Origin of the sequence: Tumebacillus avium (assembly GCF_002162355.1) — a bacterium.
GTDB classification, from domain to species: Bacteria; Bacillota; Bacilli; order Tumebacillales; family Tumebacillaceae; genus Tumebacillus_A; species Tumebacillus_A avium.
Map to the genome: position 1 here is coordinate 49,573 of NZ_CP021434.1, position 12,439 is coordinate 62,011.

The window sequence follows — 12,439 nt, forward strand, 5'->3', positions numbered from 1 at the left end:
GTCTTTATCTGTTTTCATCAAGCTCATCTAAGTCTTCATTCTTCCCTACGACCACCAAAACATCCCCTTGATGTAACAGGTCGGTCGCGATCGGCGAGATGTTGATATCCTTGCCATGCTTGATCGCCATGACGTTGACCCCGTAGCGGCGGCGCAGGTCGAGCTGCTCCAGAGACTTGCCGATAAACTTGCTTGGCGCCTGCAGCTCGTAGATCGAGTAGTCGGGTGCCAGCTCGATATAATCCAAAATGTTCGGCGAGATCAGGTTGTGCGCCACCCGGTAGCCCATGTCGCGCTCCGGATAAACCACTTTGTCCGCCCCGATCTTCTCCAGCACTTTGCCGTGCAGCTCATCTTGCGCCTTGACGACGATAAACTGCACCCCAAGCTCCTTGAGGATCAAGGTGGTCAAGATGCTGTTCTTAACATCATTGCCGATCGCCACGATGACGACGTCAAAATTGCGAATCCCGATCGATTTCAAAGCGTTCTCATCGGTCGAGTCGGCCGTCACCGCATGTGTGACGAGATCGGCGATGTCTTGAATGCGGTCCTCATCCGAATCGATGCCCAACACATCGTATCCCATCTCGTACAGCGTGCGCGCCACGGAGGTTCCGAATCGGCCCAAGCCGACCACCGCGAATTGTTTTGCCATTTGTCTTCCCCCTTACGACCAGGTCGTTCCACGTACTAAAAACCAACATTGTTAGTAGCATACCCTAAAATGTACAAAAAAAGGCCTGCCGAAGCAGGCCTTTCTCGCGCAAGTTACGCGTTTACTTTCGATTTTGCCAGGTTTGCAAGTTCTGCAAACGCTGCTGCATCGGTTACTGCCAGGTCAGCCAGCATCTTGCGGTTCACTTCAACGCCAGCTACTTTCAAGCCGTGTACCAGCTTGGAGTAGGACAGACCGTTGATGCGAGCAGCCGCGTTGATACGAGCGATCCACAGTTTGCGGAAGTCGCGCTTCTTCTGGCGGCGGTCACGGTAAGCGTACATCAGGGACTTCATGACCTGTGCATTAGCAGTTTTAAACAGACGATGCTTGGAACCGCGGAAACCGCGTGCAAGCTTCAGGATTTTCTTATGGCGACGGCGGGTAACAGTACCACCTTTAACTCTCGGCATTCTAAGTAACCTCCTATGCTGTGTTCAAACAGAAAATAATAGTCTTACAGGTACGTGAGCATTTGCTCGATACGTTTTTGGTCGGACTTATGAACGGTACCGCGCTTGCGCAGTTTGCGCTTTACTTTTTGCTCTTTGTTGGAGAACATGTGGCTGGTGTATGCATGGCTGCGGGAGAGCTTGCCGGAACCGGTACGCTTGAAACGCTTCGCCGCGCCGCGATGAGTTTTCATTTTGGACATGGTGCGAACCTCCAATTGCTAAATTAGTTGTTGGTGTTTTTCGGCGAAAGGATGATCATCATCGAACGGCCTTCCAGCTTCGGTGCACGCTCGAGGACTGCGATTTCTTCACATTCTTTAGCCAAACGGGTCAGAACTTTGATCCCGATGTCTTGGTGCGTGATCTCACGACCGCGGAAACGGACACTCGCTTTGACCTTGTCGCCTTCGTTGAGGAACTTGACGGTATTGCGCAGCTTCGTTTGGAAGTCGTGTTCTTCGATATTCGGGGTCATGCGGATTTCTTTGATGGATACGATCTTCTGGTTCTTCCGAGCTTCTTTTTCCTTCTTGCTCTGCTCGTACTTGAACTTGCCGTAGTCCATGATCCGGCATACAGGAGGCTTGGCGGTGGGTGCTACGTTCACCAAGTCAAGGTTCTTGTCAGCTGCGAGTTGCAGCGCTTCACGAAGCGAAAGAATACCCAACTGATCACCATTGCCATCGATCACCCGCACCTCACGTGCGCGGATGCCCTCATTGATTTGAACATCGTCTTTGCTAATAACCTGTCACCTCCAGAGTTAATGGCCCAACTTTGTGCTGAAGAAAAAAGAAATGCGGGATGTATTGTAGAATACATCCCGCATGGTTACAGACGAAATTAAAATCCGCGCTGAAACGTTCGCATAACCCGGTCACAGTCCAGAAGGACGCTCGTCGGGTGAGAAGCGGGAAGCTTCTTCTTTCTTCACGAAGTATGCCATTAAACTTCTTTATGTAGATTACCCTATACGAGGTAAGCTGTCAACCCGTTTTTTATTGATCGGTCGCTTTTTGGGCAGGCAAATCTTCCCACTGGTGCACCGTGTGGCAGAGCGGACAGCCGCGGCAGACCACCGTCTTGCCGGCAAAGATCTTCGTCACCGTCTCCACCAATGGCGGCAGGCTCTCCCCGGCAGCATGGATGTGCAGCTTCTCCGGGGCGAGGTTGATCAACGTGCTCATCAGCATGTCCTCAACCACCGGTTCGGTGATGTCGCCAGGCTCAATCGGCTTGCCTTCCGCATTGAACAGCCGGGTCGTGTTCTCGTCCAAGTATACCATGTGCAAGAGCGGCAGGCGAGGCTCCTGCACATCCAAAAAGTAGCGCAGGATCTTGACGAACTCCTGATACTCCAGATCCATCAGATACTCGTCGATCGACTGCAAAGCGACGCGGTGCAGATCTTCCTGCAGCGACTGCATCCGAAAGCGCAGGAGCCCTTCGATCAAGATTTCATGGCCCTGGCTGAACTGCTCCAGCACCGACAGCGCGATATGCTGGGCGCGCAGCGGCTTCCCGTCCGGCCCCAAGAGTCCGGCCAGCATGTTGACGGCCGAGTCGGCGAGGTACTCCACTTCATCCGAACCGTAATAGTAAAAATCACTCGCCACGATCCTTTGCAGTTCATAACGCTCCCACACGTCTGTAATAAACTCTGCAATCCCTTCGGCGAGTGCGACCATGGCGGTCCCTGTGCAGTTGTCTTCGATGCCTTCGCTTGTCCCGCTCACTCTGTATGTATAAAACGTGTACCTGCCACGCGAAAATTGCTCTCCGTTCAGCCGGATGCCGTGCTCCTCCCAGAGACGCTCCCGTGCCCGCTCCAAACAGGCGCACAGCTCTTCGGCGTATTTTTCCGCTCCGATGGTCAGTTTCTTCAAACGCATGTCCCCCCTTCCAATTCTCTCCAGTCTGTCCAAGGTGTTATTGATAAGTGTATGCAGCCCTGAAGACTCCTATACAAGTTTTAAGTGGGGGGTGTGCCAAGAAGTGTTCGGAGAGCGTGGCGCACGTCGAAGAGACACTAAGGGAGCACCGCTGTGACTTTACAAAGGAGGTCTCCTCAGCTGATGCGAAAACGCTCCTTTTGCAAATGGCTCCTCGTTGCGGTCTGCTCATTCTCGCTCGCTTTTTCCGGCGCTTCCGGAACACCGGTGCGCGCGCAGGATGCAGGCGCGGTCACGCTGCGCAACGTATTTCCGAAAGTGGACGAAATGCAGACCAACTCCTTTCGCTTCCAGGCTGCAGCCGGGTTGGTGACGATCTCTGCACCTGACGTGGCGGTGGGCCAGTACCTTTCTGTACGGGTGGAAAACGCGACCACACACGACATCGTGCATGACGAACTGCTAGGCAAAGACGAGCCGGGCGTGGAAGACCCGGTCAGCCCGTCGACCACGTTTAAGCTGGCATCGCCCGGCGCGTACAACTTGCTGGTCAGCAACATTTATCTTGGCGAAACGGGTTCTGCGACGGTGAATGTCTCGATCAGCGGCACCGGGCTGACCGTCCCCGACACTCAGGTGCCGGAACTGACGATGCGCTCATTTCCGATCGGCGAAGTGATCACCAAACCGTTTGACCTGGCGCCAAACGTGTCTTCAAACGTCCCGTCGGCGAAGCTGCACATCTATTTGGACGGGGAACTGCACAGCGAAACGGCGCTGTCCGCAGGCACGCACTCGGCGATCTTTAACCCGGCTGCTTTTGAAGACGGCTTTCATGAACTGACCGTCACCGCATCGCGGCCCAACTCCGCCAACGAAACGGTGCTGTTCGGCAGCTTTTTCTCAGCGGTCAGACAATCGTTTCAGGATGTCAGGCAGACGCACTGGGCGTACGGCAATATTGAAATTCTGCATGAGCTTGGCATGATCACCGGCTTTCAAGGAAAATACGAGCCGGACAAAGCGAGCTCCCGCGCCGAATATGCCACGCTGCTCGCCAACTACTTCTTCACGCCGGAAGACATCGCAGCCGCTCCAGTGAAAGGGCCGTTTGCCGATATCAATACGAAAGAAGGCCACTGGGCGGCGAAAATGATCAACCTGCTCGCCGAAAATGACCTGATCTCAGGTTCGGTCAACGAGCAAGGGCAAACGGTCTTCCGCCCGAACGACACGATCAGCCGGGCCGAAGCGGCGACCATGGTCGGCAACATTCTCGGCTTCTCGCAGGAGGACATCACCGGCCAGAACACGTCGTTCTCCGACTTTGCGAAAGTTCCGTCCTGGGCCAAGCCGTCCGTTCTGGTCATGAACCAGTACGGCTACCTGAAAGGCGTAAACAACAACGGCCTCTACTATTTCAATCCGTTCGACAAGCTTTCGAAAGCGGAAGGCGCCACCATTCTCGCCAAAGTGCTGGGGTATTAGAAACAAACAAAACCGCTCCCGATGACGGGAGCGGTTTTACTTTTTCGCAGGCAGGAACACCGTAAAGGAGGTGCCTTTGCCCGGCGTGCTGTCGACGCGGATTTTGCCATGGTGGGCTTCGACGATCCACTGGGCGATCGAAAGGCCCAGCCCGGTGCCGCCGTCTGACGAAGTGCGGACTTTGTCCCCGCGAAAGAAGCGGTCAAACACAAACGGCAGGTCTTCCCGCGCGATGCCTTCGCCCGTGTCTTCCACCTCGAACTCCGCCCCGTGCGAGGTGCGGCTGCAGGACACATGCACCTTGCCTTCTGCCGGGGTGTATTTCAAAGCGTTGTCGAGCAGGATGACCAAGAGCTGGCGCAGGCGCGCTTCGTCCGCTTCGATCTGGATGCCCGGCTGCAGCTTGGTGGTAAGCTCAATGTCGCGCAGCTCAGCCATCTGCGCGAACTGCCACGACACGTCGGCGAGCAAGGCGTCGAGCTGCAGAGGTTTGCGCTCGATCTCCATCTGGTTGGAGTCGGAACGGGCCAGCGTGAGCAGATCGCTGACCAGTTTGTTCATTCTTCGCGTTTCTTTGTAGACGTTGGAGATCTTTTCGCTTTCCTCTTCAATCGTGCGCTCCGGGTGACGGAACAGCAGCTCGGCCTGCGACTGGATGACGGCCAGCGGCGTGCGCAGTTCATGGGAAGCGTCGGCGACAAACTGCTGCTGCTTGTCCCACGAGACGCGGATTGGCACCAAGGCTCGTCCGGCCAGAAACAGTCCGGCCAACACTGTGACGATCCCGCCTGCTAAGGTGCCTGCCGTCAAGACCATCAGCAGGCGGTCGAGGATCGTCTGCTCGGAGTCGATGTTGCGCACCAACTGCACTTTGGAGATCGACACTTTAAAGAGATTGCCTTTCAGCTCGATCAGCGTATTGCCGGGCGGCGGACTCACCGTCAGCACCCGGTAGCTGTGCTCGCCGAACTGATAGGTTTGCGGGAGATCGTGCGGTTCGATTTTTTGAAACTCCAGCACGTCCGCTTCATCCATCTCTTCCTGATTGGGATTGGTGTTGATCAGCTTGCCTTCTGTCGTCCAGACCAGCAGGACTGCCTGGCGGTCGATCGGCCGGCCAACCGGGCGAAACATCGGGCTCTGCCCCTGGTCGAAAATGCGCCGGGACTGGTCGATCATCGCCGCATCAACCTGATCGACCAGCCGTTCTTCCATATAGAGATACAATGCGGTGCTGCCTGAGATCAAAATGATAAAAAAGACGAGTGCGTTTAAAATGACCAGCTTGTTGCGGATCTTCGCGAACATCAGCTTTTCTCCTTCAGCATATAGCCGACGCCGCGAATCGTATGAATCAGCCCGTCACAGTTGTGCGGGGCCAGTTTCTTGCGCACATAGTGCAGATAGACGTCAACCACACCCATGTTCGTGTCCACGTCAAATCCCCACACGCGGTCAAAAATCTGCTCTTTCGTTAAAATCTGCCCCCGGTTGAGCAGCAAAAACTCCAGCAGCTTGTATTCTTTCGCCGTCAGCTTCAGCGGTGCGCATTCAACAAACGCATCAAATTCCTTCGCTTTCAGCACCAGCGGACCGCAGACCACTTCACCGTCCGTTCCGACCCCGCCTTTGCGCCGCAGAAGCGCGCGGGCGCGGGCGAGCAGTTCCTGAAAGGCAAACGGCTTGGTCAGATAATCATCCGCCCCTGCGTCCAGCCCCTTTACCCGGTCTTCCACCGAGTCGCGGGCGGTGAGCAGCAGGATCGGGGTCTCGCTGCCCGCTTTGCGCAGCGCTTTGATGATCTCCAGCCCCGTTTTGCCCGGCAGCATGATATCGAGCACCAGCAGGTCATAAATGCCCTGCTCCGCATACATCAGCCCGTCGTAGCCGTTGTCGGCACGGTCGGTCTGATAGCCTTCTTCTTCAAACACATCTGCGACTGCCTGCAAGAGCGAAGCATCATCTTCGACGACCAGCAATTTCATCGCATCGCCCCCTTTTTCCAGTGTGTGCAGCTTCTGGGTAAATACTCGAAGGGAACAGGCAATCCCTGCCTGTCCCCTTCGAAAAAGAACTGATTAGTCGATGCGAAGCGAAGTCGGTGTTGCTGCCGCGCCGGTGGTGGAGCCGGAAGCATCCGGAGCGACTGCGCCGTCGGTGCCCGGTGCTGCGCCCGGGAAGCCGCCGAAGCCGCGCTCGCCGTGACCATGACCTTTGCCGCCAAAGCCTTTACCAATCGGGCCGGTGCTGGTGATCATCTCTTGGAGGTGCTCTGCGGTCATCTTTTCTTTCATCGCGTCCGCCTGCTCTTGGGTGATCTTGCCGTCGGTCACCGCCTGCTCAAGCTGCTTTTGCTGCTGGGTCTGCAGGAACTCGATCAGCTTGTCTTGGGTGATGCCTTTGCCTTCTGCGATCTGCGCGAGGGTTTTGCCTGCTTGCTTCGCGGTGCACAGCTCTTCTTCGGTCAGGCCGAGGAACGTTGCCAGCTCTTCGCCGCCGGCGCGCATGATGAAGTCGCCTTTCCCGCCGTGGCCGCCCTTGCCGCCGCCGAATCCGAATTTGCCGGTGCTGTTGATCATCTCTTGGAGTCGTTCGGTCGTCAGGCCCGCTTTCATGCTGTCAGCCTGCTCTTGCGTGAGCTTGCCGTCGGTCACCGCCTGGTCGAGTTTCTTTTGCTGCTGAGTTTGCAGGAACTCGATCAGTTTGGCCTCGGTGATGCCTTTGCCTTCTGCGATCTGCTTGAGCGTTTTGCCTTCCTGCTGTGCGGTGTGCAATTCTGCTTCGGTCAGGCCGAGGAACGTTTGCAGCTCGGTGCCGCCAAACGGGATTTTCATCATTTTCTTGCCTGCGACCGGCGCTTGCTGCTGCTGCGTGCTGGTCGTGTTATCGGTAGTCGCTGCCAGCGCTGTGCCGGAACCTGCCAACACCGCCGCGATCCCCAAGGTCATCAACAATTTCGTTCTTTTGCTCATCATATTACACTCACCCTTTCGGTTGTAGTTGCTTGCCTTGCCGCCTTACAACCTCAGTATGGGGGAGCTCCTTTAGATTTTCTTTAAAAAAACCCCTCCGAAGAGGGGCTTGGCAAAATTATTTTTGCAACATGTGGAAAACCTGCTCGACATCCTTGTCGCCACGGCCGGAAATGTTGATGATGATGATCTGGTCGCGCGACATCTGCGGCGCGATTTTCATCGCATGCGCCACCGCATGGGAGCTTTCCAGCGCCGGAATGATCCCTTCGGTGCGGGAAAGAACTTGGAAGGCCTGCAGCACTTCTTCATTGCTGACCATCACGTATTCGGCGCGGCCCGATTCCTGCAGGTAGGAGTGCTCCGGCCCGATGCCCGGATAGTCGAGACCGGCTGCGATCGAGTACGTTTTGCGCGGGTTGCCTTCATCGTCGAGCAGCACGAGGCACTTGAAGCCGTGAATGACGGCAGGTACCCCTTCGGCCATCGTCGGAGCCTGGTCCGGCTCGACGCCGATCAGTCGCACGCCTTCTTCTTCAATATAATGGGCAAACGCGCCGATCGCGTTCGACCCGCCGCCTGCGCAAGCGATCACCGCGTCGGGCAGCCGGCCTTCTTTTTCAAGAATCTGGCGCTTCGACTCTTCGGAGATCACCGATTGGAAATGCTTGACCATCGTCGGGAACGGATGCGGACCGACGGCCGACCCGAGCAGGTAGAACGTGTTCTGATAATTGACTACCAGGTCGTTCAGCGCTTCGTCCACCGCGTCTTTCAGACGGCCCTGGCCTTTATCGACGGCGACAACTTTCGCGCCGAGCAGTTCCATGCGGAACACGTTTAACGATTGGCGGCGGGTGTCTTCCGCGCCCATGTAGATCGTGCAGTCCATGTCGAACATCGCACAGACGGTCGCTGTCGCCACCCCGTGCTGGCCCGCGCCGGTCTCGGCGATGATCCGCTTGGCGCCCATGCGTTTGGCGAGCAGGATCTGCCCCATGACGTTGTTGATCTTGTGCGCACCGGTGTGGTTGAGGTCTTCGCGCTTCAGATAGATCTTGGCGCCGCCCAACTTATCGGTCAAGTTTTTCGCAAACGTCAATGGATTCTCGCGCCCGACAAACTCGCGGAGATAGTAACGGAATTCCTCATTGAACTCCGGGTCGTCTTTGTATTTGTTGAACTGCTCGCTCAAGTAATCCATGACTTCTTGCAGCTCCGGCGGAACGTAGCTTCCTCCGAATTGTCCAAACTGGCCTTGCTTCGTCTCTGTGCTCATCTCAACTTCCTCCTCAGTGAATATAACTATAACTTTACTTTCACTCATCTGAGGTTAATTATAACAAACAATTTCGACGCTTTCAATCTGGAGTCCAAGAACTGGTATAATTAAGAATCGGTATTAGAACAGAGGAGGTTTCATCTGATGATCGAGTGGAACGGACGGGAGTTTGAAGGGGAGGATCTGCGCGATGTGGATTTTACGGAGGGGGAGCTGCGGGACTGCAAGTTTGTGAATTGCGATTTCCGGCATGCGGAGCTGAAAGAGCTGCAGACGCACGGGTGCCAGTTTGTCGGCTGTGATTTCAGCGGCGGGCTGTTTAACAACTCGGTGCATCACAACTCGGCATTTGTGAACTGCCAGTTCCAGTCGGCCAACCTGTTTGTGACCGAGTTCAAAGGGTGCAAGATGACCGGGTCGAGTTTTCTGGAAGCGGTGTTGACCGGGGTGAGCATCACGGGCGGGGATTTTTCGTATGTCAATCTGCGTTCCCAGGATCTGAAGGGGCAAAAGCTGCGCGGGGTGCGTTTTGTGGAAGCGGATCTCTACGGCTGCCTCTTGGAAAAAGCGGACTTGCGCGACGCCGACCTCAGCCGCGCCAACCTCGCCCATGCCAAAGTGTCCGGCGCAGATTTTCGCGGGGCGGCGATGGATGGAGTTCCGTTTGAAAATCTGGATGTGCGCGGCGCGAAGCTGGACATGGAGCAGGCGGTGCTGTTCGCCAAGGCGCATGGCGCGAAAGTAGATTAGAAAACGAAAAGCCCTGGTCAGGGCTTTTTTGTTAGTATTGCATAATGCCGTCGAGATCGAGATTAGGCGTCCAATCCGCTTGGCCGTGGAACTGCTCGACTTTGAAGTCGGTCACTAGATCTTGTAGCCGTTCGACCAGTCGCTTTTTTCCACAGCGACCAGATCGGGATGACCTTACACGGCAAAAATATCAGCGCCGACTTCGCTCGATTGGCCCGCAGACGCCTCCATTCCCTTTTATTTTCCAACAAAAAGAGAGCGGTGGTCAACCCACCGCTCTCCGATTTCCACTATGCGATTAATAATAACGGCGTGCCCCGACGAAGTGCGGGCCCCAGTAGGTGTTGCTCATCGAGTAGACCCAGATGCCTTTGGACGATGTGGCGGAGATGAATTTGTTGTTGCCCATGTAGAACCCGACGTGCGAGATATGCTGCCCTTCGACGGCAAAGAAGACCAGGTCGCCAGGCTGCATTTTCCAGCGGTTGATCGCTCGGCCGTACTTATACAGGCCGGACGATGTGGTGCGCGGGATGTTGACGCCGAACTTGCGGAACATGTAGTAGACGAAGCCGGAGCAGTCGAAGCCTTGCGACGGCGATTCGGCGCCCCAGACGTATTTGATGCCGGTGTAGTGCGTGGTGTCGGCGATCATCTTGCGCTTGAGAATCGCGTGCGAGATCTCGCGCTGGGTGACCGGGCCGACCACACCGTCGGCGCGGATGCTGTAGGCGAGTTGGAAGTTCTTGACCGCCTGTTTGGTGACCGTGCCGTAATAGCCGGTGATCTTCCAGTATTTATAGAAGCCAAGCGTTTTCAAATTGGTCTGCAATTGGCGCACTGCCCAGCCGGAGTAACCTTGTTTGAGCAGGCCGGACGTCAGGGTGTTGGGCAGATTCACAGCAGCTTCGGTCGCAGGCTGCTGCTGCGGCACATGGCTTTTCGCCTGAGCGGGCAGTCCGGTGCAGATCAGGGAAGCGGCGATCAGGACGGAGCAGAGCATCCGTTTGGCAAACAATCTCATGTGAAATTCCTCCTTCGGCTCGTGTACCCTTATAACATCACCAGAAGAGGAAGTTCACATGACAGGAAAAAAGCCCCCGGTATAATCCGGGGGTCAGAAGGGAAGCATTCTGTGATTTCACGAATCTGCCAGCAAGGCATTGTTGGTGAAATGTTTATGACGGAACCCACCGATCACTCTCACATTGCGACCCGCTGGCCATTCATGAAGCAAGATGCTTATGTAGTTAGTCGCAGATGGGTTCCGTTTTGTTTCACTTCTGATTTAATTTTTCTGATCTAATTTTTCTGATCTAATTTTTCTGGTCTAATTTTCTTTCGATCGCTTCAAGGCGTTTGTTCATCTCGGTGGTGTTGTTGCGAATCTTGAAGATCGCTCCGATCAGGGAGACGACCGCCACGATAATTACGGCATAAAATAAGAGTCCAATCACCTGTACCAGCATTGTGCCTACTTGAAAGTCCATTCGGTAATCCTCCTTCATGTTCTGTCTAGTAATACGCACTAGAAGGAAAAAAGTTACATCCAATGTCAAAAAATGCAAAACGCCCGTCATCCGAAGATGACGGGCGTTCGATTATGGTGGAATCGAGAGGAATCGAACCTCCGACCCCCACCGTGTCAAGGTGGTGCTCTCCCTCTGAGCTACGATTCCATATGGAGGTGGCACCCGGATTTGAACCGGGGGTCAAGGATTTGCAGTCCCACGCCTTACCACTTGGCTATGCCACCATATGTTTTTAAAAAATGGAGCGGAAGACGGGATTCGAACCCGCGACCCTCGCCTTGGCAAGGCGATGCTCTACCCCTGAGCCACTTCCGCGTACAGGATGTACGGCGTCCCGCGTTGCGACACGACGTCACGTACAGGATGTACCGTGTCCAGCGTTGCGACAGGACGTCGCGCTTTTAGCTGGGCTTCCTTAAATGGTGGCTCGGGACGGAATCGAACCGCCGACACGAGGATTTTCAGTCCTCTGCTCTACCGACTGAGCTACCGAGCCATGTTGCATTTGAAATTAAAGTGGCGGAGCTGACGGGATTCGAACCCGCGGTCTCCCGCGTGACAGGCGGGCATGTTAGGCCACTACACCACAGCTCCATATAGATGGTGGAGGTTGACGGGATCGAACCGCCGACCCTCTGCTTGTAAGGCAGATGCTCTCCCAGCTGAGCTAAACCTCCGTGTTAGATAAAGCAGCTTGTCTCAAGAACATTTACTACTTTATCAGTTTCTCGACTGTGCGTCAAGAGTAAAATCTTGGTGGAGAATAGGGGACTTGAACCCCTGACCCCTGCGCTGCCAGCGCAGTGCTCTACCACTGAGCTAATTCCCCGCGGCGACAAGACTTATTATATAGCGGACAACCATACAAAAGCAATACCCAAATCCAAACAAAAAAGAGAACTCCCGAGGAAGTCCTCTCTTTGTTGGCAATTGGCTGGTCCATCGTACAGTTAACGCAGAATCTCGACGTTTTGCTTCACATTTTCAAACGAACCGACCCCGCGCGGAATGAAGATCTCTTCCTTGCGGCCGGCACGCAGGCGTTTGGTGATATAATCGGTCGCCACCTGCGGGTCGATGCGGTCGCCGCACGTGTAGACGTCGATGCTCGCGTACCCGTGCTCCGGGAAGGAGTGAATCGTCAGGTGCGATTCGGAGATGACCACCACCCCGCTCACACCTTGCGGCGTGAACTTGTGGAACACCACTTCCCGAACTTCTGCACCCGATTCGAGCGCGGCGTTCACCATGATCTTTTCGACTTCTTCCTGGTTGTTGAGAATCTGTCCGTCACATTCCCACAGTTCTGCAATGACGTGTCGTCCCATCGTGTCCATGCGATCAGCCCCC

General features: G+C 55.3%; 14 protein-coding genes and 7 tRNA genes. 2 read left to right on the forward strand and 19 right to left on the reverse strand.

The window, feature by feature from the left end; translation table 11 throughout:
* Positions 1-4: 4 nt before the first annotated feature.
* From CBW65_RS00295 to ytxC, 5 genes are all read right to left on the reverse strand, one after another.
* Positions 5-658 (reverse strand): potassium channel family protein, encoded by a 654-nt coding sequence (locus tag CBW65_RS00295; RefSeq protein WP_087455043.1) that lies wholly within the window; start codon positions 656-658, stop codon positions 5-7.
* A gap of 113 nt (positions 659-771) precedes the next feature.
* Complete coding sequence (rplT, locus tag CBW65_RS00300; protein WP_087455044.1) at positions 772-1,131, reverse strand: 50S ribosomal protein L20; 360 nt, start codon at positions 1,129-1,131, stop codon at positions 772-774.
* Between the two features lie 44 nt (positions 1,132-1,175).
* On the reverse strand, positions 1,176-1,373 hold the full coding sequence (gene rpmI / locus CBW65_RS00305) for a 50S ribosomal protein L35 (RefSeq protein ID WP_087455045.1): 198 nt from the start codon (positions 1,371-1,373) through the stop codon (positions 1,176-1,178).
* Between the two features lie 23 nt (positions 1,374-1,396).
* A complete protein-coding gene (gene infC / locus CBW65_RS00310) occupies positions 1,397-1,918 on the reverse strand; it encodes a translation initiation factor IF-3 (protein WP_087455046.1) in 522 nt (173 codons plus the stop codon).
* A gap of 253 nt (positions 1,919-2,171) precedes the next feature.
* A complete protein-coding gene (ytxC, locus tag CBW65_RS00315; RefSeq protein ID WP_157721675.1) occupies positions 2,172-3,059 on the reverse strand; it encodes a putative sporulation protein YtxC in 888 nt (295 codons plus the stop codon).
* Positions 3,060-3,248: 189 nt separating this feature from the next.
* Here ytxC and CBW65_RS00320 point away from each other — a divergent pair, with 189 nt between their 5' ends.
* Entirely contained in the window at positions 3,249-4,553 is a 1,305-nt protein-coding gene (locus CBW65_RS00320) for an S-layer homology domain-containing protein (protein WP_087455048.1), read from the forward strand.
* Positions 4,554-4,589: 36 nt separating this feature from the next.
* Here the strand turns inward: CBW65_RS00320 and CBW65_RS00325 are convergent, their stop codons facing one another.
* The 4 genes from CBW65_RS00325 to trpB all read right to left on the reverse strand — a co-directional run bounded on the left by CBW65_RS00325 (position 4,590) and on the right by trpB (position 8,804).
* Positions 4,590-5,861, reverse strand: coding sequence for a sensor histidine kinase (locus CBW65_RS00325; RefSeq protein WP_087455049.1), 1,272 nt, complete (start codon positions 5,859-5,861; stop codon positions 4,590-4,592).
* Positions 5,861-6,538: a response regulator transcription factor gene (locus CBW65_RS00330; protein WP_087455050.1), complete on the reverse strand. Its 678-nt coding sequence runs from the start codon at positions 6,536-6,538 to the stop codon at positions 5,861-5,863. The genes CBW65_RS00325 and CBW65_RS00330 overlap by 1 nt, the downstream gene beginning before the upstream one ends.
* A gap of 93 nt (positions 6,539-6,631) precedes the next feature.
* The gene (locus CBW65_RS00335; RefSeq protein ID WP_087455051.1) at positions 6,632-7,528 is read right to left on the reverse strand and encodes a hypothetical protein; all 897 of its coding nucleotides are present in this window, start codon (positions 7,526-7,528) and stop codon (positions 6,632-6,634) included.
* A 115-nt stretch (positions 7,529-7,643) separates the two neighbouring features.
* On the reverse strand, positions 7,644-8,804 hold the full coding sequence (trpB, locus tag CBW65_RS00340; protein WP_087455052.1) for a tryptophan synthase subunit beta: 1,161 nt from the start codon (positions 8,802-8,804) through the stop codon (positions 7,644-7,646).
* 147 nt (positions 8,805-8,951) lie between these two features.
* Between trpB and CBW65_RS00345 the strand changes: the two genes are divergently transcribed.
* Positions 8,952-9,557, forward strand: coding sequence for a pentapeptide repeat-containing protein (locus CBW65_RS00345; RefSeq protein WP_087455053.1), 606 nt, complete (start codon positions 8,952-8,954; stop codon positions 9,555-9,557).
* Positions 9,558-9,855: 298 nt separating this feature from the next.
* Here CBW65_RS00345 and CBW65_RS00350 read toward each other — a convergent pair whose 3' ends face one another.
* The 10 genes from CBW65_RS00350 to speD all read right to left on the reverse strand — a co-directional run bounded on the left by CBW65_RS00350 (position 9,856) and on the right by speD (position 12,426).
* Complete coding sequence (locus CBW65_RS00350) at positions 9,856-10,581, reverse strand: C40 family peptidase (protein ID WP_087455054.1); 726 nt, start codon at positions 10,579-10,581, stop codon at positions 9,856-9,858.
* Positions 10,582-10,873: 292 nt separating this feature from the next.
* Positions 10,874-11,047: a hypothetical protein gene (locus CBW65_RS23965; RefSeq protein ID WP_157721676.1), complete on the reverse strand. Its 174-nt coding sequence runs from the start codon at positions 11,045-11,047 to the stop codon at positions 10,874-10,876.
* 114 nt (positions 11,048-11,161) lie between these two features.
* Positions 11,162-11,236 (reverse strand) — tRNA-Val (locus tag CBW65_RS00355).
* Positions 11,237-11,239: 3 nt separating this feature from the next.
* Positions 11,240-11,313 (reverse strand) — tRNA-Cys (locus CBW65_RS00360).
* A gap of 16 nt (positions 11,314-11,329) precedes the next feature.
* Positions 11,330-11,404 (reverse strand) — tRNA-Gly (locus CBW65_RS00365).
* A 105-nt stretch (positions 11,405-11,509) separates the two neighbouring features.
* A tRNA-Phe gene (locus tag CBW65_RS00370) sits at positions 11,510-11,585 on the reverse strand.
* 21 nt (positions 11,586-11,606) lie between these two features.
* A tRNA-Asp gene (locus CBW65_RS00375) sits at positions 11,607-11,683 on the reverse strand.
* A 7-nt stretch (positions 11,684-11,690) separates the two neighbouring features.
* Positions 11,691-11,766, reverse strand: a tRNA-Val gene (locus CBW65_RS00380).
* A gap of 77 nt (positions 11,767-11,843) precedes the next feature.
* Positions 11,844-11,918, reverse strand: a tRNA-Ala gene (locus tag CBW65_RS00385).
* 121 nt (positions 11,919-12,039) lie between these two features.
* Complete coding sequence (gene speD / locus CBW65_RS00390) at positions 12,040-12,426, reverse strand: adenosylmethionine decarboxylase (RefSeq protein WP_087455055.1); 387 nt, start codon at positions 12,424-12,426, stop codon at positions 12,040-12,042.
* Between the last annotated feature and the right edge of the window lie 13 nt (positions 12,427-12,439).